Origin of the sequence: Pseudonocardia hierapolitana, assembly GCF_007994075.1 — a bacterium.
Taxonomy (GTDB): domain Bacteria; phylum Actinomycetota; class Actinomycetes; order Mycobacteriales; family Pseudonocardiaceae; genus Pseudonocardia; species Pseudonocardia hierapolitana.
The window spans coordinates 1,559,166-1,585,175 of the sequence record NZ_VIWU01000001.1; the positions used below are offsets into that span (position 1 = coordinate 1,559,166).

Below are 26,010 nucleotides of genomic sequence, written 5' to 3' on the forward strand. Positions count from 1 at the left end.
CGAAAGAGCTGAGATGACCACCTTCACCGTGGGTTCCCTGGTGTCCGCGCGGGGGCGCGACTGGGTCGTGCTGCCCGAGAGCTCCGACGACATGCTCGTCCTGCGGCCACTGGGCGGGGCCGATGACGACGTCGCGGCGGTCTTCCCGAGCATCGAGGAGATCCGCGCCGCCGAGTTCGCGCCGCCGTCGCCCGACGACCTCGGGGACGCGCAGGCCGCCGGCCTGCTCCGGTCCGCCCTGCGGATCGGGTTCCGGTCCGGTGCCGGCCCGTTCCGTTCGCTCGCCGGGATCGCCGTCGAACCGCGCGCCTACCAGCTCGTCCCGCTGCTGATGGCCCTGCGGCAGCGGGTCGTGCGGATGCTGATCTCCGACGACGTCGGCATCGGCAAGACCGTCGAGGCCGGCCTCATCGCGAGCGAGCTGCTCGCCCAGGGAAGCGCACGCGGGCTGGCCGTGCTGTGTTCGCCGGCCCTGGCCGAGCAGTGGCAGGACGAGCTGCGCACCAAGTTCGGCATCGACGCCGAGCTGGTGCTGGCCTCCACGGTGCGCAGGCTGGAACGCGGGCTCGACCTCGGACAGTCCCTGTTCGACCGGTACCCGCACGTTGTGGTCTCCACCGACTTCATCAAGTCCACCCGGCATCGGGACGACTTCGTCAAGCACTGCCCCGACCTGGTCATCGTGGACGAGGCGCACACGTGCGTCGCCGCCGACGACACCTCGTCCACGCAGAGCCAGCTGCGCTACGAGCTGTTGCGGCGAATCGCGGCCGACGCCGAGCGCCACCTGCTGCTGGTGACCGCCACCCCGCACAGCGGCAAGGAGAGCGCGTTCCGCAACCTGCTCGGTCTCGTCCGTCCGGAGCTGGAATCCGCAGACTTCGACACAGATTCCGGCCGGCAGCTGCTCGCCCGGCACTTCGTGCAGCGCAAGCGCGCCGACGTGCGCCGGTTCCTCACCGTGGACGACGGGCTGGCAGACAACAGCCTCCGCGAGGACACGTCGTTCCCGTCGGACCGGAACTTCGCAGACCTGACCTACCGGCTGTCGCCGGCCTACCGTGCGCTGCTCGACGACGCCATCGCCTACGCGAGCGAGCGCGTCACGGCGGCGGGCGACCGCGGGAAGCGCGATGCGCGGATTGCCTGGTGGTCGGCGATCGCGCTGCTGCGTTCACTGGTCTCCTCGCCGCGGGCCGCCGCCCAGACGCTGCGCACCCGCTCCGCCGCGGCGATCGCCGCGACCGCGGAGGAAGCCGACCAGCTCGGTGCCCCGCTGACCCGTGACTCGTCCGACAGCGACACCCTCGAAGGTTTCGACGTGGCCCCCGGCGCCGAGACCGACGACGCCGGTGCCCGGCTCGCCGAGCTGGCCGACCGGGCGGAGAAGCTAGAGGGCCCGGCCGAGGACAAGAAGCTCGCGACGCTGGTCAAGCACCTCAAGGATCTCCTCGCCGAGGGCTACCACCCGATCGTCTTCTGCCGCTACATCCCCACCGCGGAGTACGTCGCGGACCATCTGGAGGGCAAGCTCGGCCGCAAGGCCGTCATGCGCGCGGTGACCGGCACGCTGTCCCCCCAGCAGCGCCTGCAGCGCATCGAGGAGCTGGCCGAGGAGGCGGCCGGGGACGCGCACCGCGTGCTGGTCGCCACCGACTGCCTCTCGGAGGGCGTGAACCTCCAGCACCACTTCGACGCCGTCATCCACTACGACCTGGCCTGGAACCCCACCCGGCACGACCAGCGCGAGGGCCGCGTCGACCGCTTCGGCCAGAAGCGCGACGTCGTCAAGGTCATCACCCTGTACGGCAGTGACAACGGCATCGACGGCAAGGTGCTCGAGGTCCTGATCAAGAAGCACCGCCAGATCCAGAAGGACCTGGGCATCTCAGTCTCGGTCCCCGACTCCGCCTCCTCCGCGGTGACCGATGCGATCGTCGAGTGGCTGCTGCTGCGTGGCGGGCGGCCGGAGCAGGAAGGGCTGTTCGAGCTCGACCAGGTCACCGGCGAGAAGGCCGAGGCGCTGGAGTTGGAGTGGAAGTCGGCGGCCGAGCGCGAGCGGGCGTCCCGTTCGCGGTTCGCGCAGCGCGCCATCCATCCCGAGGAGGTCGCCCGCGAGGTCGCAGCGGTGCGCGACACCTTGGGCCGTGCGGGCGAGACCACCGACTTCGTCCGCCAGGCACTGACGTCGCTCGACGCCGTCCTGCGCCGCGACGAGAACGGCTTCACCGCGGACCTGAGCGGCACGCCCGTCGGGCTCCGGGACGCCGTCGCACCCCTGCTCGCCGGTAGCGCCGTCGAGGCGGGACGCCCGGTGGCGTTCCGCGGAACCGCCGCGGTGGCGCGCGGCGAGGTCGCCCTGGTCCGCACCGACCCCGTGGTCGGCGCACTCGCCGGATACGTCCTCAACGCCGCACTCGACGGCAAGGCGACCGGTCCCCGGCCCGCGCGCCGGTGCGGGGTGATCCGCACGCGGAGCGTCGACACTCGCACGACGCTGCTACTGGTCCGCTACCGGTTCCATCTCACGTTGCCGTCCCGGCTGGGCCAGCGGCAGCTGGTTGCCGAGGACGCCCGGTTGCTCGCCTTCCGAGGTGCGCCGAGCAACGCCGTCTGGCTGCCGTCGGAGGAGGCGCTGCGGCTGCTCGAGTTGACCGCGGACGAGAACACCGACCGCGCGTTCGGCGAGCGCACCATGCAGCGTGTGCTGGAGGCGCTGCCCGCGACAAACCAGCACCTGGAGGCATACGGGGACGAGCTCGCCGACGAGCTGCTCGCTTCCCACCGCCGGGTCCGCGTCGCCTCCGGCGAGATCGTCCGCGGTGTGGCCGTGACCGCCCAGAAGCCCGCCGACATCCTCGGCGCCTACGTCTATCTGCCGGTTTCCGGAGGGTCCGCCTGATGTCTGCCATTGCCCGCAACCAGGTGTTCTCCGCGGTCCACACCGTCGGCGGCTTGCTGCCCGCCGACATGCTGGTCCGAATCTCCGAAGGCAAGGATGTCAGCGGCTGCAAGCCCGCCGACTACCGCATCGCCGGCTCCCGCTCCGTCCGTGACGAGGCAGAACGCCACTGGGCCTACCTCCGGTCGCTGTGGACGGAGCTGCGCGAGACGCTGCCCGCAGCGCCGGAAGACGACCTGCCTGCGGACCCGACGAGGTCAGCCTCCACGCACTGGCTCGCGCCGCTGTTCGACACCCTCGGCTTCGGCGTGCTGACCGCGATCGGGGCATCGGGCGTCACGTCCGACGACGGCAGCAAGACGTTCCCGATCAGCCACCGCTGGAACCACGTGCCCGTGCACCTGACCGCGTGGAACGCCGACCTGGACAAGCGCCCGGGCGGCGCAGGCAGCGTGCCACCCCAGTCGCTGGTGCAGGAATGCCTGAACCGCACCGATGCCCACCTGTGGGGCATGGTCACCAACGGCCGCCAACTGCGGCTGCTGCGCGACTCCAGCGCGCTCGCCACCGCTTCCTACGTCGAGTTCGACCTGGAAGCGATCTTCGACGGCGAACTGTTCAGCGAGTTCGTGCTGCTCTACCGGCTGCTGCACGTCTCCCGCTTCGCGACCGCCGAGAACGCTGCTCCCTCGACGTGCTGGCTGGAGAAGTGGCGCGTCGACGCGATCGCCTCCGGCACCCGGGCCCTCGACCAGCTCCGCGACGGCGTGCAAAAGGCCATCACCATCCTCGGCACCGGGTTCCTGCGGCATCCCGACAACACGGCGCTGCGTGAAGACGTCGACGTCGCCGCGCTGCACCAGGCCCTGTTGCGGCTGGTGTACCGCATGCTGTTCGCCTTCGTCGCCGAGGACCGCGACGCCCTGCACCACCCCGATGCCGACGGGCAGGCCCGCGCCCGCTACGCCACCTACTTCTCGACGGCCAAGCTGCGCGCCCACGCCCGCCGCCGTCGCGGCACCGGCCACCACGACCTCTACGAGTCCCTGCAGGTCGTCCTCAACGCGCTCGGCGACGTCAACGGGCGCCCCGAGCTGGGCCTGCCCGGCCTCGGCGGCATCTTCGACCCGACCCCCGCCGACGAGCCACTGCGAAACCTGCGGCTGTCGAACGACCACCTGCTGACCGCGGTGCGTCACCTCTCCCAGGTGTACGACACCGACGCCAAGCGCTGGCGCGCCGTCGACTACCAGCACCTGGACGCCGAGGAACTGGGCTCGATCTACGAGTCGCTGCTGGAGCTGATCCCCCGGCACAGCGCAGTGGACCTGGAGTTCGAGCTCGTCACGGCCGCAGGCAACGCCCGCAAGACCACCGGCTCCTACTACACGCCATCCTCCCTGATCGAGCTCCTGCTCGACTCGGCGCTCGACCCGGTGATCGACGACGCCGTCAAGCGAGGCGAGTTGAAGGCGACCGCCGCCGGAATACCCGACCCGGCCGAGTCGATAGCCGGCGAGCTGTTGTCGCTGACCGTCTGCGACCCCGCCTGCGGCTCCGGCCACTTCCTCGTCGCCGCCGCCCGCCGCATCGCCAAGCGCGTCGCCGCCGTCCGCGAGGGCAACCCCGAGCCGACCCTCCCCGCCGTCCGCACCGCCCTGCACGAGGTGATCGCCCGCTGCGTTTACGGCGTCGACCTCAACCCGATGGCGGTGGAGCTGGCCAAGGTCTCGCTATGGCTGGAGGCCCTCGAACCCGGCAAACCGCTGAGCTTCCTCGACGCGCACGTGCACTGCGGCAATGCGCTGGTCGGCGCCACGCCGAAGCTGTTGCGCGATGGCATCCCGGACGCGGCGTTCAAACCGATCGAGGGCGACGACCGTGCCTGGGCGAGCGCGTTGGCCAGACAGAACGCGCAGGAACGCGACGGCCAGCTCGGCATGTTCGACCTCGACACCGAGGTCAAGGTCGCCAACGCCGCGTTCGCCACCGGGCTGCGCCGCATCACCGCTGCCCCGGCCGGGACCCTGGCGGAGGTGCGCAAGCAGGAGGCCGAGTACCGGGACTTCGTCGACTCCGCCGAGTACGCCCGCGCCCGGCATGTCGCCAACGCCTGGTGCGCCGCGTTCTTCTGGCGTAAGACCGTCGACGCGCCGGCGGCGCCCACCGAGGAGGTCTTCCGGAACCTGCAGAACCCGGACGTGGACGCCGCCTCCGAGCGCACCCATTACGAGATCGACCGGCTCGCAAGGCAGCACCGCTTCTTCCACTGGCACCTGGAGTTCCCTGAGGTGTTCGCCGTGCCCGAGGGCGCGGACGGCGACCCCGGCAGCGGATGGGTGGGCGGCTTCTCCTGCGTCGTCGGCAACCCGCCCTGGGATCGCGTCAAGATCCAGGACAAGGAGTTCTTCGGCGCCCACGGCCGGGAGGACATCGTCAACGCGAAGACAGCCGCCATCCGCGGCAAGATGATTCGCGCGCTGGCAGACGACGGCGATCCGTTGCACGACGCCTACCTCGACGCGCTGCGGACGTCCGACGGCATCAGCCACCTGCTGCGCAACAGCGGTCGCTACCCGCTCACCGGCCAGGGCGACATCAACACCTACAGCGTCTTTGCCGAAACCATCCGGACGATCATCGCCGCCGATGGCACGGGCGGAATCATCACACCGACCGGCATCGCCACCGACAAGACGACCGCCCCGTTCTTCGCCGACACCCTTGGTTCGAAACGCTTGCTCGCGTTCTACGACTTCGAGAACGAGGCCAAGATCTTCCCTGGAGTCGATCACCGAGTGCGGTTCGCGATCACCGCGCTCAGCGGGACTGACTGGGTCGCGGACAAGACCCGATTCGCGTTCCTCACCCGACACGTCGAGGACGTGCCCGAGCGCCAGTTCGAGCTCGCCGCCGATGAGGTGCTCGCGATCAACCCGAACACCGGCACCCTCCCGATGTTCCGCACGCGCACGGACGCCGAGATCACTCTCGACATCTACCGCCGCCACCCGGTCTTGGTTCGCGACACCGGTGATGGCCGGAACCTGTGGGGCCTGTCGTTTACTCGATTGTTCGACATGGCGAACGACTCAGGGCTGTTCCACCAGCCCGACGACCTCGCCGACGCCCACTTCGACGGTTGGTCCTGTCACCGCGGCGACGCCGAGTTCCTCCCGCTATACGAGGCGAAGCTGCTGGGCCATTTCGATCACCGCTTCTCGACCTACCGCGACGCCACGCAGGCGCAGCTCAACGTCGGCTCCTTGCCCCGCCCCACCGACACCCAACACGACGACCCGGACATGGAGCCACTCGCCCGCTACTGGGTCGCCCGCTCCGAGGTCCGCAAGCAGCTCGCCACTCGCTGGGACCGCGACTGGCTGCTGGGCTGGCGCGACATCGCCCGCACTAGCGACATGCGCACGTTCGTCCCATCGGTGTTCCCCACCGCCGCGGTCGGCGATCCGTTCCTCCTCGCGCTCCCTACCAGGCCGGACCACGGGCCGCTACTCCATGCTGTCTGGTCGTCGCTGGGGTTCGACTATGTCGCCCGCCAGAAGCTCAGCGGCACCCACATGAAGTACTTCACGGTTAAGCAGCTCGCCTGCCCCATCCCGGCCACGTTCGCCGAGCCAGCGCCGTGGCAGCCATCGATGTCATTGGCCAAGTGGGTGATCCCGTACGTGCTGGAGCTGTCCTACACCTCCTGGCGCCTGTTGCCCTACGCGAACGAGATGGGCGACAACGGACCCCCGTTCCGCTGGAATCCCGAGCGCCGCGCCCTGCTCCGCGCCGATCTCGACGCCGCCTTCCTCCACGTCTACGGCCTCACGCGCCCCGAGGCCGAACACGTCCTGGACTCGTTCTTCGTCGTCCGCAAGTACGAGGAACGCGACTTCGGCGAGTACCGCACCAAGCGCCTCGTCCTCGACGCCTACGACCGCATGTCCGCCGCGATCGAGGGCACCGTGCCGTGGACGCCGCTCGCCGCCATCCCCGCAGGCGACGGGCCCCGCCACCCCGCCAGGGCATGAGTACGCCGATGAGAGACCGCACGTTCCGCCGGACGCGCGTACCGGCAAGCACGGCCGGCAGCCCACCACACACGCAGTGCAACGAAACGCAGAGAAACAGACGTACCAATGTGGACGACGCCACGATCGACGCCGTTCCGAGGGAGGACGACCGATGGACGGGTTCCGAGCGCTCGGCGCGGGAGGCGCGGCACCGTGACCCGCTCGTCGCCGACGGTGATCATCGATCTCTCGCCCGTCGTCCGCTCGGACGAGGCGAACGACTGGCGGCACGTCGAGTGGATCGTGAAGAGCTGGCGCGAGCAGGTCGACCCGCACGCCGTCTTCTACGGGATCGCCGACAACAGCCTCACGTACCACTTGAATGACCACGGCAAGCAGTGCCTCAAGAAGTGGAAGCGCGAGGGCCGGGCTCGGACCGTCAGTTGGGCGGATCCGGCGATCCTGGAGATGGCCGAGAAGTACGCGGACGCGACGATCATCACCACGGACCTCTTCCGGGACCACCGCAAGGAGCATCCCTGGCTTCAGGGGAGCGACCGCTTCATCAAGCCCGTGTTCACCGGGGCGTCGGTGGCGTTCGAGAAGCTCGAGCTTCCCCCGATCCCGGACCACGAGGTGTCCTGGCGCATCGAGGATGCCGAGCTGAAGCCGAAGGGCGTCACCACCCCGGAGGCGAAGGCCGCTCTGAACAGCGAATGGGCGTGCACCCGCGACCGGGCCGCGTGCGACTGGGCCGCGTCCCCGATCATCGAGGCCGATCCCGCCTACCGTGACGGCCGGGTCGTGTGTCCGGAATGCCACGAACCCGCGCGACGGGTCGGTGCCCGTGAAGACACGCGCGAGGTCGTCGTGCTGCTTGACGACGCGGAGGTCGATCGGATTCCCGTCGCCGACGGGGCGTCGCTCACGGTGGGGCGGGGCCGAGGTGAGGACCGCTACGACGTGCGCGACATCCTCGACGAGAGTCAACAGGCCCGGGTTAGCCGCAACCATCTTCGCCTCTCCAACCGCAGGGGCAGGCTCTTCGTCGAGGAGCTGGGCTCCAAGAACGGCACGATGCTGATCCAGGACGGCAGCGCGCCGTCGCGCCTGCCGCCTCGGGTCGAACAGGCACTGCGGCACGAGGACCGGATCAGCCTCGCGAAGGACACCCTGCACATTCGGCTGTCCGGGCGTCGGCGCGTTCGCCGCCGGTACGCGCCGGACCTGACCACCGCGCCGTGGCTCACCGGTCAGCACGGCGACAATACGTAAGGATCGCGGATGTCCCTGCTCGATTCCTATGCCCCTGTGGCGGCCCGAACCCTGCCGGTCGTCCTGCTGCTCGACACCAGCGGCAGCATGCGTGAAGACGGCAAGATCGAGGTACTGAACGACAGCGTCACGGAGATGATCGAGGAGCTCACCGAGGTTGACGCCGGCCATGGCTACATCACCTTGAGCATCATCACCTTCGGCGGTAGCTCCGCCGAGATCGTCCTTGCCCACACCCCAATCGGCGACATCGAGTTCTCCTCGTTGCGCGCGGGTGGCCGGACACCGCTCGGGGAGGCCTTCCGTATCGCCCGGCAGCTGGTCGAGGATCGCAACGCGCTGCCCTCGCGTTCCTACCGGCCGACGATCGCGCTGGTCTCCGACGGCATCCCCACCGACCGCGAATGGAGGAAGGAACTCGAAGCCCTCCTCACGAGCGAACGGGGCGCGAAGAGCACCCGGTTCGCGCTCGCGATCGGCGCCGACGCCGACCGCGAGATGCTGGCAACGTTCAGCGGTGACCGACCGCACGAGGCGAGCGAGGCGGCCGAGATCCGCAACTTCCTCCGGTTCGTCACGACCACCGTCTCGCAGCTGACGTTGTCCGCGTCCGAACCCGACGTCGCGCCCGATGAGGACAGCGCGGACTCCCTGCGCCGGCTGCAGAGCGATGATGCCTTCTGATCCGGTGCGCGTGACCGACGTGGCGGGTGTCGAGTTCACGCTGGGTGAGCGGATCGCGAAAGGCGCGCAGGGCACCGTCTACCGCGTCGTGCGCCACCCGGACTACGCGATCAAACTGCTCGAGCGCGAGCAGGATCTCAAGCGCATTGCGACAGTGCGGAGGCTGCCGCTCGACGATCTCGCCGTCGCCGCTCCCCTCACGCTGATCCGCGAAGGTGGGGCCGGATACGTCATGCGACTCGCTGGCGACATGAAGCCGCTGCGGGAGCAGTACCTGCCTCGCGAGTTCGGCCGAGGGGACAACCCAGCGTGGTATCTCAGGACGGGCGGTCTTCGGCGCAGGCTGGCGATCGCAGCGAACGTCGCGCGGACACTGGCGGAACTCCATGCCCGGGGGCTGGCGTACGTCGACCTCAACCCGAACAACGTCATGGTGTCGGACGATCTCCAGCGGGACAACACGTGGTTGATCGACACCGACAACCTGACCTCGCTGTCGGATCCCCGCTCGGAGATCCTGGGGTTTCCCGGCTACCTAGCACCGGAACGAAACCCCCGCAAGGCGTCGCCGCCGTCGACGTTGGCCGATGCCTACAGCCTCGGGGTCCTGGTCTTCCGGATGCTCGTGCTGACCCATCCGCTGATGGGATTCGCCGCCGACGAGATGGACGGTAACGAAGCACAGAAGGCAGCCGACCGTGGCGAACTGCCCTACATCGGCGACCCGCTCGACGACACGAACCGCCTGGCGGATGGCAGTCTGCCTGCGCTGCTCTTCGAGTTGGTGCTCAGCGGCCGACTCAAGGAACTCTGCCGCGACACGTTCGGCCCGGGCAGGCTCGCCCCGGCCAAGCGCCCCGGGTCGAGCAGATGGCGGGACGTGCTGCACACCGCGCTCGACAACGTCGTCGAATGCCGGGACGGGTGTGGCTGGACGTTCTACCGGTCGCGGCCGCAGTGCCCGAACTGCGGCGCCACAGCCGGATCGACGGTGCTCGTCACCGTCTACGGCGGCGACCTCGAGCAACCGCTGGCCGCGCGCGACTCCTTCGTCCTCTCCCCGCAGATGGATGTCGATCTCCTCCCGCGGCATGCGTGGGGGCGGCACACCTCGGATGACGCCGTGGTGACCTTTCGCCCGGAGCGAGAGGGCTTCGCGGTCCTGTCACACGGGGAGTCGCGCGTGGTCGACGCGTCGGGGAGGGACGTGCGGCGTCTTCCGACACCCCGTGCGAAGGAGGTCGTCCGGGTCCGTCTGGAGACACCCGGCCTGCCCGATCGTGTCCTGGCGCTACGGTCGATCGGGGCGGCGTGAAGATCCACGACATCGCCCACCGCGACGAGCGTGTCGTCCGCATCGAACCCGTCAGACCGATGCCGATCGAAAACGGCACTCCGGTGCGCCTCGACGTCTCGGAGGCCGGCATCACGGTCCGGCACGGCGCGCGGGTCGGTGCCGGTCGGCTCGTGGACCACGACGACCATGAATGGCTCGCCGCGGTTGTCCCGTCCGGTGCGTACCTCGCCGAGTTGCTGGTCTCGGATCCCGCCGCTGCGGTGCGGGTACTCACCTACGACGGCGACGAGCGGTGGCCCGATGGCAGGCAGGTCGGCGTCGACGATCAGGCGGTCGAGGACGCACGCCGCTTCACCCGCGCCACCAGCACGGTCGCGGACGTCACCGCCTGGCTCGCGGGCGAGTTCCGGCTCGACGGTGGTGGTGGACCGGTGAGCGTCATCGGCACCGGTGGATCGGCCGCCATGCGCGCCGACGCCTTCCGCCTCGTCGGTGCCTCCGTCGTCGTGGATGTGCGGCTCGTGGACGACATGTTGCTGGTGGAGCGCATCACCCGGCGCGACCAGGGCCAGGAGTCGCGGCTCACGCTCGTCCACGGCTCGGTCTCGTTCGTCGACGCGACCCGGCTCGGGAAGCTGTCGTTCAGCGAGCAGCAAGAACTCAAGCGCCTCGCCGAGGCCGACAATGCCTATCTGGGCATCTGGAACGAGTACAACGACCTCGAACGGGAGGCCGCGCGGGCCGCGGCCCGCGCAATGGGATCGGCACCCTACGACCGGTGGACCTTGCTCCCGGACGGCCGCATGGAATTCGAGCTCGTACGGCACCGCAGCTCGGACGTGTTACGGGACAGCATCGGCAGGGAGAAGGTGGGGCTCGAGGCCGGCTCCCGAGTGGCCTTCGACGGCTCCGCCGATCCTTCGCACGCCAAGGACCGCGTTGTCATCGGCGACGCGGTCGTCGGTCCCCGGGGCACGATCATCCTGGAACCCGCCCGCCAGGTCGATCGCGACGCTGTGCCGCAACGGGGCTACCTCGCCGGCGCCTACACGCTCGACAAGGTCCGCATCGACCGCCGGAACCGGGCACAGGTCGCCATGATGACGGGAGCGACGTTCCCCGCGCGCCAGGTCGGGCTGATTCTCGGCGATCAGCGACCGGAGCCGGTCGGCCGAGCCCGGCGCTTCCCACCGTTGTCGGCGCGGGTGAAGGAGATCCTGGGGGGCCTGCCGACCGAGGCCCAGGTCGCAGCCATCGACCTCGCCATCAACTCACGCGATGTCGTGCTCATCCAGGGACCACCCGGCACCGGTAAGACCCGTGTCATCGCAGCGATCCAGGCGCGCCTCGCGGAGATCAACAAGGAAGCGCCCGCGGTCAGCAAGCGGGTGCTACTGACCAGCTACCAGCACGACGCCGTCGCCAACCTCGTTCAGGCCGCCGACGATGGGACGTTGCCGCCGGTGAAGCTTGGGCGCACCCACGAGCAAGAGGACCGGACGCATCTCGACGCCTGGACCATGGACCTCGCGGCACGGCTGGCCCAACGTCACGACAACTCCCGGCCCAACCAACAAGTTCGGGCCCAGCAGGCGTTGCTCGACCGGACGACCGCCTATCGTGAGCAGCCCTTCGACGTCAGTGCCACCGTCGACCTGTTGAACTGGGTCGCGCAACAGGCAGGGCTCGTCGGAACGGATGTCGCGTTCGAGGCCCGCAAGCTCGCGAAGACGCTCGCGCATACCCTAGGGGCACACGTTCAGCAGGCCGCCCAGGGCCGCCTTCTCCGGCTCGCCCGCGCACTCCGCGAGACGCCCGAGGCATACGCGGACGACGGCGCGCTCACTGCCATCCGGGTCCTACACGACGGGGAGTTCGTCGACCTCCTCGACGACGCCCAGCGGATCGCGGTCGAAGAGGCAGCCCGCGGTACTGTCGAACCCCGGGATGCCGCGCCAAGGCTCAAGGCCGTCAAACAGGATGTGATCGATCGACTTCTCGACGGTCGCGCCCGGGCCGGGATCATCGCCGCTATCCCGGCGGTCGAGGCCTTGCTCGACCGTGCCGCAGCCCACGCGGAGCGCGAGGTCATGCTCGCTGCAAGCCCGATCGATCTCGCGATCGAGCAGTTCCGGAAGGTCATCGAGACCCAGCCGCACGAGCTCCGGGCGTCGATCGTGGCGCACACGCGCGCACTCGCGGCTACCTGTCAGCAGGCGGTTTCCGGGCAGATGCGGGCCACCCAGTCGGTGCCGTTCGCTACGGTGATCGTCGACGAGGCGGCCCGCGCGAACCCGCTCGACCTGATGATCCCGATCAGCCTCGCGAGCGAGCGGGTGGTTCTCGTCGGTGACCACCGGCAGCTTCCTCAGCTGCTCGATGACCAGCTCGTTCCGCGGCTCTCGTCCCGGCACAACTCTGCAGTGGTCGAATCCGTGCTCAATCGGTCCCTGTTCGAACGCCTCTTCACCAAGCTGCGCGACTGCGAACGGCGCGACGGCACCAAGCGGGTCATCACACTCGACCGCCAGTTCCGCATGCATCCGGTTCTGGGCTCGTTCGTCAGCGAGCAGTTCTACGCGCCGCACGGTGAGCACGTCGCCAACGGCCGGGCGGACGGGACAGCGTTCGCGCACGATCTTCCGGGCTATGGAACGGCCGTGTGCGGCTGGATCGACGTCCCGCACGACCGCGGCCGGGAAGAGCGTGTCGGCAGCAGCATACGGCGGCGTCGCGAAGCCGAGATCATCGTCCGCGAGCTCGCCGACGGTCTGCAGGCCTCGGCCGCGCATACGTTCGGCGTCATCACGTTCTACTCCGGTCAGGTCACCGCGATCTGGGAAGCGATGTACGCCGAGGGGATGGCGATCCGGGACGGCGCGGACTACCGCCTCAACCCGTCGGTTCCGTGGCTCCACGACGCCCGCGGGCTCCCCCGTGTGCGGATCGGCTCGGTCGACGCGTTCCAGGGCCGCGAGTTCGACGTCGTCTACCTGTCCACCGTGCGCTCGAACCGACCCCGCCCAGGAAAGGCGCCCCACCTCGGCTTCCTCGTCCTGCCGAACCGCCTGTGCGTGGCGATGAGCCGGCAGCGACGGCTGCTCGTCGCGGTCGGCGACGCCGCGATGTTCACCTCGGAGTCCGGCCGGGTCGCTGTTCCAGCCCTGGCTGCCTTCCACGGCCTGACGGGTGGTGAGCATGGCTGCAGGCGATCCGCATGACCTCCCGATCTTCACGTTGGCCGATCTGCCGGACCGCACTCACCACGTCGTGCTGACACCGGCCCACCGGTGGCGCGTTGTGATCGAATGGACCGTCCCCACCGGGAAGGACATCCTGCTCGAGACCGTGCTCAGGCTCCGCCGGGCGGGCGAGCAGTCATCGGCACGGATCAGCGACCTGATGCAACTGCCGGACGACCTCGTTCGCCACCTGCTCGCGCGTGTCGCGGCCGAGCGCATGAACATCGCACCCGACGGCGGGACGACGTCTGCCGGGACGCGGGTCGCGTGGGTGTACCGGGACATCGCCACCAGCGAGCTCTGGCCACAGCCTGCCGACGAACGGCCCCCGCTGCCCGTACGCTTCGCCGGCCACATAGGCTCGTGGGCGCAGGGAAGCGCGGGCCGGCCCGTCAGGGTCGAAGGTCTGCTCGTCACCGTCGACGATCGCAAGCCCGTCGCGCCGACGCACGTCGAGCTGGCGCGCTTTAGCCGGGCATCCGATGACCCGCACCGCCGCACAGTCATCGTCGGTTCCGACGAGAGCTGCCTGGTCGCCAGCCCTGTCCGGTCGACCTCTGCCGGTTTCGTCGTCGAGACCACGCTCGGGACCCCACAGGTCGGCCTGAGCCGGCGCTTGATGACGCTGGCGACCGAGCACCGGAACATCGACCACTGGCTGCGGAAGATTCCCCGGTCGGCGCCCGATCTCACTCTGACCGAACCCCTACGCGAAGCCGCGGACGAGCTGCGCGACCTGCTCGACGAGCTGCGGCGCCGTGCCGGGCCTGCTCCGCGCGAGATCAGCACAGCGACGTCCCACGCGCTTCTCGGCAGTATCGAGTTCACGCTCCGCCGGCTGTGCGACCACCTCGAGTACAACACGAATCGGGACGCGAACCGGCCCACTGCCCAGCCGGCGGACGGAGCGGCCGTGGCGCGCCGGCTGGGGCTGGACGACGAGACCTTTACGCAGCTCGTGAAAGCCGAGCCGGGCAGCCTCGACGGCACCGTCAACCGTCTCCTTGCCGCGGAACGACTGATGGTGTCGCATCCCTCATCGGTGCTGGGCAGGCTGGCACGCGCCGCGTCGCGCTGGACGCGGCTGGCCGCTTCCCGGACCGATCCCCCCAATTCCGTCATCCCCCTCGCGCGCGACGTGGTCGCGTTGTGCGACGAGATCCTGCAGACATCGGAGGTAGTCGATGGCCGCGAAGCCGGGTAGGGGCAAGGACCCCGCCGCGAAGGAAGCGGCCTTGCTCACCGAGGTCGAGAAGGGCCTGGCCTCGACGACACCGGTTCCGGATGAGATCGCGGCGGAAACACCCCGCTTCGACGTAGCCGACGCCGAGGTGACCACCGCTCTGAAGCTGCGAAACCTCTGGAACAACGTGAAGCAAAGAGAGACGCAGTGGCTTAATGCGAAGAACAAAGCGGACAAGGCCCTTGCCGACCTCGCGACCGAACAGGAACGGCTGAAGGCCGACCGGGCAGCCTTGGCGGAGCGGGAGGAACGTGCCGCCGAACGTGAGGCCGCGCTCGCACGCGCTGAGGCCGAGATCGAGTCGCAGCGCTCAGCCGCGAAAGCGGGGTTCGCCGACGAGCTTCGGACGATGACGAAAGACGCCGCCTGCCGCCGCGACGAGCTCCTCGCCGAGGCCGCGACGATCGAGGACGAGGCCCGCAGACGCGCGGATGCGATCAGATCCGCGGCCCACGACGAAGTGCAGCGCGAACGCGAACGCATCACCGCGGAGACGGTCCGGCTACGCGACCTGCAGGCGGATCTCAACATGCAAAAGGCCCAGCTCGAGCACGAGATCGAATGGGCGCGCACCCGCGAGGCGATGGCCGCGGAGCACCTGGAACGACGCACAGAGGAGCGTGTCACCCTCATCCGCGCGGACCTCGACGAGGCCCGGCAAATGCTCGAGATCGAGCGGGATCTCCGCCAATCCCGCGACCAGGCACTACGCGACCTGCGGAACCAGCTTGACACCTATGGAGACGACCCTCAGATCCTCCAAGAGGAGAACGACGCGCTGCGGTCCCAGGTGGCCAACTTGCGCGATGAACTCAGCCGTCGACCGTCCCAGGAGCAGGTCGACGACCTGCGCCAGCGCGCGCAGCGTGCCGAGGAGGCACAAGAGCAGGAGACGTACTGGCGGCAACAACACGACCGCATCGACCGCCAGCTTCGGTACCAGCTGATGAACGTCGGCGAGCTGGAGGTTCTCCGGGACGAGCGCGACACGCTGGCCGCGCAACGGGAAACGCTCCGGCAAGCTCTTGCACAGCAGCGCAAGGAATGGGAGGACCTACAGGCGAGCCAGAACGTTACAGAGCCGTTCCCGGCATGCTCCGCCTACGATCGTGACTCCGGCTTGCAGCAGTGGCCTGCGGAGTTCTCCGATCTCGGCGCGGACTTTACGCTTGCCCATCTCGTTGTAGACATCCGCGCCCGGATGGCGACCGCGTCGCCCGTCGCCTTCTACTACACCGAGTCGGACGTCCGTTTGTTTATGGCGGGACTTGCTGCGAGCCGCCTGCATCTGCTGCAAGGGATGTCCGGAACCGGCAAGACCAGCCTTCCCCGCGAGTTCTTCCAAGCACTCAGCGGCGATGGTGCCGCGCAGATGATCGAGGTGCAGGCCGGCTGGCGAGACAAGGACGATCTCTTCGGCTACTATAATGCGTTCGAGAAGCGATTCGCGGAGAGTGAGTTCACGAAGGCACTCTACCGGGCCCTGCTCCCGGCAAACGAGGATCGCCCCATGGTTATCGTGCTCGACGAGATGAACCTCGCCCATCCTGAGCAGTACTTCGGGTCGATGCTCTCGATCCTGGAGACCGCGGTGAGCGAGCCAGGCTATGTCGACCTCCTGACGCACGAGTTGCAGGGGGTGCCCGAGCGGTTCGAGGGTTCACGTCTCCCACTTGCGCGCAACGTCTGGTTCGTGGGTACTGCCAACCACGACGAGACGACGGTCGCGTTCGCGGACAAGACCTACGATCGCGCCCACGTCCAAGAACTCCCGGCCCGCCACGAACCATTCGCGGCATCCAAGCAAGCCCCTGCCGCTCCGATCGCGTTCAGCGAGCTGAGAGGGGCGTTCGAGGCGGCGATGCGTGATCATCGCGCCGACGCCGACACAGTGAAACAGTTTTTGAACGATCACCTTCACGAGCGCTTCGCCCGATTTGGGGTCAGCTGGGGCAACCGGTTCGAACGCCAGGCCGAGCGGTTCGTACCTGTCATCCTCGCGACGGGTGGAGACATGACCGAAGCGGTGGATCACCTGGTGGCGACCAAGCTGGTGCGCAAGCTCGAAGATCGGTTCGGCGTCGTTCCCGACCAGCTCGCCGAGTTGGCCGACGACATCGAAAAGCGCTGGAGCCTCGACGGCGGAAAACCGGTGAAGACGCTCGACAGGATTCGGCGGGAGGCATCCCGGCTGCGGGGCGGTTACGGCTCGTGACTCCCCCTCGGGACCGTGTGTCGGGCCGCGCCAGCGAACCACTTCCGAACTGGACCGGGCGATGGGCAGCCGGGGGAATCCCCTGTCTCGACGATCGACGCGACGCTGGGAACGCCTCTCGGGACGACAGCACCTCGGATGATCTCGACGCCCTCGCGACGCTGGGGGCCGGCTTGCATGCGGCCGTGAGCACCGGATCCTGGTCTGCCGTACGAGACGCGCAGCTGCTCGCAGGGCTGGATGATGAGAGCCTCCAACTCGACCGGCGGGAGATCGTCCTGCGGGACAACATCTCCTCGATCGCCCAGGTCTGTGAACGGTTCGTCACGCGGCTCGGTGAACTCGTGGAGCTTCGCCCGGTCGCCCAGGTCAAGCGGCCTGCCCGGAAGGCACTCGCCCGCCTGGCCGCGCACACCGAGGACTGGGCGGCCAGGACCCTGAGCGGCCCGATCCCACGGCGAGCCCTCGCCGTATCCCGCGATGAGGACGCGGACCTCTACGAGAACCGGATGGTGATCGAGCTCGTCCATCCGATCCTCACCTCGGCGATCTCAGCCCGTGTTCAGCGCCTTCGACGGATACGCGCCGACTTGGCCGATCTCGAACGTGCCCGCGACGAGGGAACGCATCGACGCCGGGACCTGCTGTACCGGTTTTGGGGAGGTGACGCCGCCCGGGTTGGGGAATCGTCCGATCGCGCCGAGCGGACACTTGAGGAGCTGGAAGGGCTCGGAGCCCGGTTGCAGAACCTGCGCGGTAGCACCCTCGGACGACTGCTTCGTGGCCGCCGAACTGGACTGCGGACGCTCCGGCGTACGAACGTCATCGCCAATGACCGCCACTATCGTGCTGCCGGTCTCGTGTGGTCGGCGTTCGACCGCAAGCCCGATCTTCAGGAAGACCCCGAAGAACGCAGTGAGCGGCTACGACGACGCCATCTGGCGTTCGATCGGTACGCGCTGGGATTGCTCGTTCGCGCGTTCGCCGAGCTCGGTTACTCGCCTGACGGCGACACTATCCCGTCCCCCGGCCACCCTGTCACCCTCACCGGAGCGTGGGGCACGGCGACCATCCGCAAGGACGACGACGGCACGCTCACCCTTGAGTCACACGGCACGGCGACGCGGTTCGTTCCCTTGATCGATCTCGTCGGGCCGGACGACGACCCGACGACGGTCGAAGCGAGATGGCAGTCGGTGATCGGGGCGGTGGCGAAGCCCACGGTTGTCGTGCACCTCTCCGCAAGCGAACCCCTCCGCGCGCTGCCGCCCCGGCTGGCGGCACCCTTGATCTCCGCCGCCAAGGACGACATTGCGGGACGGCGCGACGCGACGGCGATCCCCGTCTCACCGCTGGAGACGACCAGCTTGGAACGAGTGGCTCGCGCTGTCGCTACTGCGGTAATGGCGCCGGCATTGCTGAGCTACCCACCGGCCGTCTCGCTGGACGGTCGCCCCGTACCGCGGCGCCTCATCGAGCGGCTCATGGACCTCGGCCCTCCCCGCCTCGGGATGAGCCCGATCTTCCACCGACCGACCCCTGACGAACTCCACCTGCGACGTCCGATGATCGCATCGGAGTCCACCCAGCTGGACACGCTCCTACGCGACATCAGCAGGAGGGCTAAGGCTCCTGGTTGGGAACGTGACATCGCCGACGAGATCTTGCGCCTCCGGTCAGGCTTCGCTAACGCCGAGTCGGCCGTGAATACCTTCCTCACGTGTCCGGGATGCGGCAACGAGGCGAGCCCTGAGCAGGTGGGTCGGGAGAAGGACCTCTTTTCGATCACCTGTCGTTCGTGCGGCACGCGCTGGGGCCATGAACGATGTGGGGCCTGCCAGGCCCGCGTCCCGATCATCGAGCCGGAACGCGAGCCTCTCAATCCAGAAGTACGCGGTCCCGGATGGGTCGAACGCATCTTCGGCCACGAGGCACTCGCGTCGCCCTGCTGGGCGCGAACCGTCGGTGCCCGCTACATCTGCACCAGCTGCGGGAAATGCCCGGAAAGCGGGAGCGAGGCGGGAGTCAACTGCACCCGCTGCTACACCGCGCCGTCATACTGCGGGACATGATATTCTTTTCGCACGTAAGCTGCGGCTTACCAGCTGGAGTCAAGTCGGCAGTGTCAATCGCCCCGACTGTCTTCATCTAACCTGATGGTGTTGTCGACCTCCTCGACTACAGCCACTCCAAAGCGGTCACAATGTAGGCCTACGAGCCCTGGCCCGACAGATCACGAGCGATTCCGCAAAGGGATCGATATACCGATCCGGAAGAAGTGGCGCATGCCCCAACTCGCCTTCGCGCACAAATTCAGGAGAACCACGACCTGCTGAAGAAGCCGATAAAGGCCGGCTTGCCTGAGGCGATGGCGAAGCGCCATTAGCCGGTCATCGAGCTGCACGCGGACAAGGGCCCGACTGGAATCAGTGAACAGGGCGCCCGACCCGCGAATGCGCACCACCCGCATTATTGGCACGCAGGCAAGCGTTGGAGAAGTCGGACGCAGATTCATTGAAAGCCTGCATCTGACTCGTTTGCGCATGTCACGCACAATAGTCACTACCTCGGCAGGAATCTCAAAGGCGATCGCCTTGACGCCACCTTCATACAATGGAGTTAGGACAGGCGGGACCCCCTCTGCAACAATTCCTTCCATTTGCAGATCTCGCGTGATTCGCGCTGCCGGCCGCGTGAAACCTCGAAGCATTCGGTCGTCACCGTACCCGCATACCTCATAGATTACTTCACGGGGAATGCGGCCGCCCAGAGTGGCGGCTTCGCGGATGACATCTGCGTGCTCCCACCCCTCTGCATCGAGACGTTCCAGCAAGGAGATGACCCCGACGGGCGTCCAAGAGCCAGACACCTCGCGGCCGACCCGCTCCGCGTCGTCAATCGACTCCTCGTTCACGTGGACGTGAAGTACGTGAGAACGCCTTAGGAGATCAGTGGGTCGCATCATGAATAGCTGAGCATTACATGCGCCGAACAGCTCTGACACGAGCTCCGGGCGTGGACCGATAACCTCTGATTGGTACCGCCACCACCAATCTTCCTTGACATCTCCAGTCACTATAAGGAGGTCACCACCGCGCCGACGGATTTCGTCGACAGACTGTTTCCAAACCAAATAGTCGCCTGCCGCGCCTTCCGGCAACGAACTATCAGCCTTCTCCGAATCGAGGTAGCCTGGCGGGACCTTCGCAGCCACTCGCGCAGCACCTTCTTTGATCGCAGCTCTCCACTCCTGCTCGGCAGGTGCCGCACCCACACGGCCGTCAAGCAGTTCCTCGAGTTGCTTCAGAACCTCCTCGCCCATTGCACCGCCAGCAATGCCAACGGACGCCGGAGCATGAGCTTCGACCGCCTCATTCAGCTCTCCATACATGGCACCGGCCATGCTGATCAGTCGTTCCCGATCTCTGTTGAGCACGGCCGTCGTACGCGCCCATTGGTCGATCGCGTCTATTAGCGAGCGCTGACTCTTGCTAAATGCATCCAAGACCTGTTTGGTACTGGCTCCACGGTTTACAATCACACTCAATCTGTTCCGCCAGAACTCACGCATAACCTGATGCGGAATCCAAAGGCGTTCACCCAGCCGTCGAAGGATGTCGAGGAGGTCATCACGGGTTGCGGAATTGTAGCGATAGAGACTGAGCAAGACATTCGCGTCCAGTACGACAGTCGCGGTCCGTATTGCATTACTCAGCGCATCCTCATCAGGAACTCGATAGCCGCGAAAATCGTCGTACATCCCCCAGCCATCTGCGCGCTCGGTCGACATCCAGCCACCTCGTCACCTTCGAAGCTAACCTACCCGAGTCAGCTTGATCACACTAGCAGGTGACCCCGAACGATCACGAGAAGCAAACACAAATTCTGTGACAACTAGCCGAAGCGGAACGCCTTATCATCAAGGCGCCCATGCGTCAACCACCGTCTATCCCGCTGATCTCGGCCTCCCACCTACAGCTGGTAATGGAGCATGATGCGAGGCATGCCTCAACTCGCCTTCGCCCACAGCTTCTGGGAAAGCTACGACCTGCTGGAGAAGCAGGTCAAGGCCGGCGTGCGCAAGGCGATGGCGAAGTTCCAGCAGCTCTCGATCGCCGAGCTGTACGCGGACAAGGGCCTGCACCTGGAGTCGGTGGACAAGGCGCGTGACGCACGGATGCGGACGATCCGCATCACCGACTTCTGGCGCGGGGTCGTCCTCGCCCCCGACGACGGAAGCGACGTCTTCCTGTTGATCCGGGTCGTGCCGCACGACGACGCCTACGACTTCGCGGCCAAGCGGCTCTACACCGTCAACACGGCCACGCGCGGGCTGGAGGTGCGCAACGTCGTCGCGATCGAGCAGCTCACGCCCCCGTTGGAGGAGGCGGCAGCGAGCGCGCCGTCGCTGCTGTTGGCCTCCTTCTCCGACACAGTGCTGCGCGATCTCGGCATCGACGACCAGGTGCTGCGCGCAGCCCGGGCGATCAGCAACAAGGCCCAGCTGGAGGCGTTCGCCAGCCTGTTGCCGGAGGACCAGTACGAGGTGCTGCTGTACCTCGCCGAGGGCTTCTCGCCCGAGGAGGTCTACCGCGACGTCGTGACCGAACGCCGGCCCGCAGCCGCCGACTCCACCGACCGCGACAGCCTCGAGATGGCCATCCTCAACACGACGAGCCGGATCACGCTCGTGACGAGCCCCGACGAGCTCGCCGACATCCTCGACAAGCCGTTCGCGGCGTGGCGGGTGTTCCTACACCCGTCGCAGCGCCGCGTCGCCTATCGGGTCTCGTACCAGGGGCCGACGCAGGTGAGCGGCGGCCCGGGGACGGGCAAGACGGTGGTCGCCTTGCACCGCGTCAAGCACCTGCTGTCCCGCTCCCCCGACAGCCGGGTGCTGCTGACCACGTTCACCACCGCGCTCGCCGGGATGCTGCGCGAGAACCTGACGCTGCTGCTCGACGACGAGGATCAGCTGGCCCGCGTGCAGATCACCACCACTGACGCGTTCGCGAACCGGGTGGTGCGCGAGGCGACCGGTCGCCCGCAGTCCCCGATCACGGATGCCGACGAGCTGCAGCTCTGGCGGCGGGTCTGCCGCCGGCACAAGCTGCCCTGGCCCGAACAGTTCCTGATGCAGGAGTACCGGCACGTCATCCTCGCCCAGCAGGTCACGAGCAAGGAGGACTACCTGCGGGTCGAGCGGCGCGGCCGAGGTTCGGCGTTGCGCGGGCGGCAGCGCGAGCAGCTCTGGCAGGCCGTCGAGGACTTCTCGGCCGAGCTGCGCGCCGCGGGACGGACGACGCACCTGCAGATCTGCGGGCGAGCGGCGGAGCTGCTCGCCGCGGAGGCCGCTGAGCACCGCGTCGACCACGTCGTCGTCGACGAAGCCCAGGACCTGCATCCGGCCCAGTGGCGGGTGGTGCGCGCGGCGGTCGCCGAGGGCCCAGACGATCTGTTCATCACCGGCGACCCGCACCAGCGGATCTACGACTCCCGGGTGTCGCTGCGCTCGCTCGGCATCTCCGTCGCGGGCCGCAGCAGCCGGCTGCGCATCAACTACCGCAGCACCGCAGAGATCCTCGGGTGGTCGACCGCGGTGCTCGACGGGTCGCTCGTCGAGGAGCTGGGCGGCGACGGACCCGACACCCTGACGGGCTACCGCTCGCTGCTGCGCGGGAAGCGTCCGGACGCCTCGGGGTACGCATCCGAACACGCGGAGATCACGGCGCTCGTCGAACGCCTGCAGGGCTGGGTCGGACAGGGCATTCTCCCCAGCGAGATCGCCGTGTGCTCGCGGTTCAACATCCTGCTCGACAAGGTGCACGACCGGCTGGCTGCCGAAGGCATCCCGGCGGTGCGGGTGAAGGACCGCCCCGGTCCGGACGTCGACGGGGTGCGGCTGGCGAGCATGCACCTCATGAAAGGGCTGGAGTTCCGTTGTGTCGCGGTCGCCGGCGTCACCGCACGCGCCGTACCGTTCGCGAAGGAGATCACGCCCGCGGACGTCGACCGCCAGCAGCACGACAACGACCTGCTCAAGGAACGCTGCCTTCTGTTCGTCGCCTGCACCCGCGCACGGGAAGCCCTTGCCGTCTCCTGGAGCGGCACCCCGAGCCCGTTCCTGCCCGGCAGCTGACGATCACTGGAAGTTGCGGTGTTGGACCCGTGCCCGGGCGGCGCTAAGGCACCGCTACTGTTCGAAGAAGTCCTCGTCGAGTTGTTTCAGCACGAAGGTCGTCTCGTCCTGCACCCCGACGTTGTGGAGGATCATCAGCTCCGCGAGTCGCCGCCCGTCGATCAGGACGATCCGGTTGGGAATCTTGTCCACGTAGGCCAACGCGCCAGAGCTGAACGTACTCGTCGTGATGAACACGCCATGTTCGGCCTGCTGGCCGTGCAGCGCTCCGACGAACGCCTGCATGTCCGGTCGGCCGACAGTGTTGTCGGCGGCATAACGCTTTGCCTGGAAGTAGACGCGGTCCAGTCCGAGGATGTCCTGCCAAACGACGCCGTCGATCCCGCCATCGCCAGATCTGCCCAGATGCTCGGTGATCGCGCCCGCCCGACCGCCGTAGCCCATCGCGGTAAGCAGCTTGAGGACGAGCCGCTCCAGGAAGTCCGGAGGCTGATCGCGAATACGACGAAGCACTTCAACACCGAGCGCCTCGTTGCTCTCCCGCACTGCAGCGGCGATGGCTTCGAGCGGTGTCCCTTCCTCACGCTCGACCTCTGCGGCGCCGGTCGATTCGGTCGGCCCGGACTTCGTCCGTGACCGAAAATCGAGGTAGTCGTCGAACCGACTGAGAAGCGACATGTCCACCCGCTCCGGCCGCTCGGCCAATACCTCCCTGCCACGCACAGTTATCTGCACGTGCCCGCGCCGGGGACGGGAGAGCAGACCGGCCTGCACAAGGTGAGTGATGGCCCATTGGATGCGGCTGTCGAACCTGCTGCCACCGCTCGACAACTTCTCGGCCAGTTCGTCATCGGTCGCTTCGAACAGCCGAGCACACTCATCGCGTAGCCGGCGCCACGGGTAGACATCCCCGTCCGACGTCGCGGTCAGGATCGGCAGCATCACGTGCTGGAAGTTGGGGATCGCCATCGCAGCCGCTGGTACCTCATTCCCGGTGGTCGAGTGGGCCGACTTGGAGGCATCGACCGTGTCGAAGCGCAGGCCTCGTTCGCCCCGTTCGGCCGCCCATGTCTCGACGGAACGACGCTTCGCACCACGACCACCGGGCGACACATGACAAGATCGCCATCGTAGCGGAGGCGGGACACCTGACTCATGGCCCGGCGCGCCGTCGCCGACAGCTTCCGGAAGCTCAACGAGCGGCTGGAGACGCAACATGCGCGGATCGGCTGTGATCGACTCAACGAGGCCGCTGCTGGTCGGGCCGAAGGGCGCCTTGGGTGAGTCCATCCCTCGCCAGCGAGGCGGCACGCTCCCCCTGCTTCGCCAGATCCGCCAGGTGACGTTCGAACTCGTCGAGCGCGCGGAACGCGGCACCGTACCGTCGCTGGTCGTCGATGCCCATCTGCGGGATGCGCGACCCCCGGACGTCCGCGCGGAAGCTACCGCTGCCGCTCGTGGAGCGCCGGATGTTCGCCGCGCTGCGCAGGAAACCCCGCAGGAAGTCGGCGTCGAGGTGGTCGCTCGCGGCGAGCACGTCGCCATCGGAGACCTCGACGAGCCCGGCACGGGCTAGCTCACTCACCCTGACCGTGGCACCGTCGAGCGCGCCCGGCCCGGGGGCGAGGTGCGGGAGCAGCGCCCGCAGCTCCTCGAGCCGGCCCAACGTCGCCTCGCAGGCCGCGGCGTACTCGGCGACGTGATCGATCGCGACGGCGCTGACGTGGCGAGCCGGCGTCAGGTCGACCTCGTCGTCGAGCAGGTCGATCAGGGGCACGTCCGTCACCTGGGCCGGGGTCGGGTCGAACGGCCCCTCCGGGTCGTTGTCGCTGAGGTCGACCATCCGGACCGCGCCACCTGCGGGTTCCGTGCCGCTCGGCCGGGTCAGGAGCCACAGGTGTACGGCCTGCGAGTGTGACGCGGCCATGCCCGCAGGCAACGCCACGACCTGGGTGAGAGCGGCCCGCCGGACCAGTTCGGCCCGGATCCGGCGACCGGCTTTGCGGTAGGCGGCCGACGCCGGCATCACGACGATCAGCCGGCCGCCGGGACCCACGTGGGCGTAGCTGTGCTGCAACCACGCGAGCTCGCCCTCCGCGCGCGTTGGGGCGCCGAACTCCCACCGCGGGTCGAGCAGCAGCTCGTCGCGGCCCCAGTCGGTCACGTTGACCGGCGGGTTGCACACCACGAGCTCTGCGCGGAGCTCCTTCCACTGATCGTCCCGCAGCGAGTCGCCTGTCATGATCGTGACGTCGGCGAGGCCGCGTAGCCGCGCGCGCGCCGACGCGAGCCGGGCTGCCTCTGTGTTGATCTCTTGCCCGGCTGCCGCGGAGTCGCCGGCGATGGCCAGCAGTAGCGAACCGATCCCACACGCCGGATCGAAGACGGTGCCCGTCACCCGCCCCGCGAAGAAGCGCACCGCGCGAACGAGCTGCGGCGTCACGGTTTGGTCCGCGCTCATCCGTCCCGAGCCGACAAGCCGTTCGGTGAGCCCCTCGACGACCTCGGCCGGCGTGCTCTGGTCGGCCAACTCCCGCACGGATGACCGGAGGGCAGGAGCAAGCGCGTCCGAAGAGCCGCTGACGAGGAACTCACCGACGTCCGCGAGCCCGCGGATCATGTCGTCGCCGTACGTCCCGCGCAGTTCCTGCCAGAGCAGAACCTCCGGTGAGACCTCGGTGCCCTTGTCGTGCTGGGCCAGCCAGGAATCGACGTCAGCAAGAGCGAACAGCGGGTTGCGGTCGGTGCCGCCGGCCGGGGCCGGGAAGTCGGGGTAGCGCCTGCGCCAGTTGGACACGGCGGCGCGAGTGACCTTGGCGATTCTCGCGATCTCCACAGCCGTCACCAGCGTGTCGGCCACGGCATGGCGATCGGGACCCATCCGCCGAGCGTACACGGATGGCGCGGCATCACAACATCCGAACCGTTGACTTCGTAAACACACGAGCGCAGAAAAGCCGCGTCACAAGGTAGCCATCGTGTCAACAGTCTGTT

Annotated in this window: 13 protein-coding genes; 10 read left to right on the plus strand and 3 right to left on the minus strand. The window is 68.0% G+C overall.

Annotation, left to right across the window (positions count from 1 at the left end; translation table 11 throughout):
• The first annotated feature begins 13 nt into the window (after positions 1–13).
• From FHX44_RS07470 to FHX44_RS07510, 9 genes are all read left to right on the plus strand, one after another.
• Positions 14–2,902, plus strand: coding sequence for a DEAD/DEAH box helicase (locus tag FHX44_RS07470; protein WP_147254801.1), 2,889 nt, complete (start codon positions 14–16; stop codon positions 2,900–2,902).
• The gene (locus FHX44_RS07475) at positions 2,902–6,939 is read left to right on the plus strand and encodes an Eco57I restriction-modification methylase domain-containing protein (protein WP_147254802.1); all 4,038 of its coding nucleotides are present in this window, start codon (positions 2,902–2,904) and stop codon (positions 6,937–6,939) included. Before FHX44_RS07470 ends, FHX44_RS07475 begins: the two co-directional genes overlap by 1 nt.
• Before the next feature lie 195 nt (positions 6,940–7,134).
• On the plus strand, positions 7,135–8,196 hold the full coding sequence (locus FHX44_RS07480) for an FHA domain-containing protein (RefSeq protein WP_170308811.1): 1,062 nt from the start codon (positions 7,135–7,137) through the stop codon (positions 8,194–8,196).
• A 9-nt stretch (positions 8,197–8,205) separates the two neighbouring features.
• On the plus strand, positions 8,206–8,880 hold the full coding sequence (locus FHX44_RS07485) for a vWA domain-containing protein (RefSeq protein WP_147254804.1): 675 nt from the start codon (positions 8,206–8,208) through the stop codon (positions 8,878–8,880).
• 10 nt (positions 8,881–8,890) lie between these two features.
• A complete protein-coding gene (locus FHX44_RS07490) occupies positions 8,891–10,195 on the plus strand; it encodes a serine/threonine protein kinase (protein ID WP_170308812.1) in 1,305 nt (434 codons plus the stop codon).
• A complete protein-coding gene (locus FHX44_RS07495; protein WP_147254806.1) occupies positions 10,192–13,398 on the plus strand; it encodes a DEAD/DEAH box helicase in 3,207 nt (1,068 codons plus the stop codon). Before FHX44_RS07490 ends, FHX44_RS07495 begins: the two co-directional genes overlap by 4 nt.
• Complete coding sequence (locus FHX44_RS07500) at positions 13,376–14,623, plus strand: hypothetical protein (RefSeq protein WP_147254807.1); 1,248 nt, start codon at positions 13,376–13,378, stop codon at positions 14,621–14,623. Before FHX44_RS07495 ends, FHX44_RS07500 begins: the two co-directional genes overlap by 23 nt.
• Positions 14,604–16,877, plus strand: coding sequence for an AAA family ATPase (locus tag FHX44_RS07505; protein ID WP_147254808.1), 2,274 nt, complete (start codon positions 14,604–14,606; stop codon positions 16,875–16,877). The genes FHX44_RS07500 and FHX44_RS07505 overlap by 20 nt, the downstream gene beginning before the upstream one ends.
• A gap of 185 nt (positions 16,878–17,062) precedes the next feature.
• Positions 17,063–18,949: a zinc ribbon domain-containing protein gene (locus FHX44_RS07510; protein WP_147254809.1), complete on the plus strand. Its 1,887-nt coding sequence runs from the start codon at positions 17,063–17,065 to the stop codon at positions 18,947–18,949.
• A 161-nt stretch (positions 18,950–19,110) separates the two neighbouring features.
• Here FHX44_RS07510 and FHX44_RS07515 read toward each other — a convergent pair whose 3' ends face one another.
• Entirely contained in the window at positions 19,111–20,667 is a 1,557-nt protein-coding gene (locus tag FHX44_RS07515) for a PIN-like domain-containing protein (protein WP_170308813.1), read from the minus strand.
• 213 nt (positions 20,668–20,880) lie between these two features.
• Between FHX44_RS07515 and FHX44_RS07520 the strand changes: the two genes are divergently transcribed.
• The gene (locus tag FHX44_RS07520; protein WP_147254810.1) at positions 20,881–23,016 is read left to right on the plus strand and encodes a UvrD-helicase domain-containing protein; all 2,136 of its coding nucleotides are present in this window, start codon (positions 20,881–20,883) and stop codon (positions 23,014–23,016) included.
• A gap of 54 nt (positions 23,017–23,070) precedes the next feature.
• Here the strand turns inward: FHX44_RS07520 and FHX44_RS07525 are convergent, their stop codons facing one another.
• The gene (locus tag FHX44_RS07525; RefSeq protein ID WP_147254811.1) at positions 23,071–23,985 is read right to left on the minus strand and encodes a restriction endonuclease; all 915 of its coding nucleotides are present in this window, start codon (positions 23,983–23,985) and stop codon (positions 23,071–23,073) included.
• 271 nt (positions 23,986–24,256) lie between these two features.
• Positions 24,257–25,897, minus strand: coding sequence for an N-6 DNA methylase (locus FHX44_RS07530; RefSeq protein WP_147254812.1), 1,641 nt, complete (start codon positions 25,895–25,897; stop codon positions 24,257–24,259).
• Between the last annotated feature and the right edge of the window lie 113 nt (positions 25,898–26,010).

Bases quoted from the DNA above. Each gene is read 5' to 3' on its own strand.
- FHX44_RS07470 (WP_147254801.1), top strand. From the start codon at position 14: ATGACCACCTTCACCGTGGGTTCCCTGGTGTCCGCGCGGGGGCGCGAC.
- FHX44_RS07475 (WP_147254802.1), top strand. From the start codon at position 2,902: ATGTCTGCCATTGCCCGCAACCAGGTGTTCTCCGCGGTCCACACCGTC.
- FHX44_RS07485 (WP_147254804.1), top strand. From the start codon at position 8,206: ATGTCCCTGCTCGATTCCTATGCCCCTGTGGCGGCCCGAACCCTGCCG.
- FHX44_RS07500 (WP_147254807.1), top strand. From the start codon at position 13,376: ATGGCTGCAGGCGATCCGCATGACCTCCCGATCTTCACGTTGGCCGAT.
- FHX44_RS07505 (WP_147254808.1), top strand. From the start codon at position 14,604: ATGGCCGCGAAGCCGGGTAGGGGCAAGGACCCCGCCGCGAAGGAAGCG.
- FHX44_RS07515 (WP_170308813.1), bottom strand. From the start codon at position 20,667: ATGTCGACCGAGCGCGCAGATGGCTGGGGGATGTACGACGATTTTCGC.
- FHX44_RS07520 (WP_147254810.1), top strand. From the start codon at position 20,881: ATGCCTCAACTCGCCTTCGCCCACAGCTTCTGGGAAAGCTACGACCTG.
- FHX44_RS07525 (WP_147254811.1), bottom strand. From the start codon at position 23,985: ATGGCGATCCCCAACTTCCAGCACGTGATGCTGCCGATCCTGACCGCG.
- FHX44_RS07530 (WP_147254812.1), bottom strand. From the start codon at position 25,897: ATGGGTCCCGATCGCCATGCCGTGGCCGACACGCTGGTGACGGCTGTG.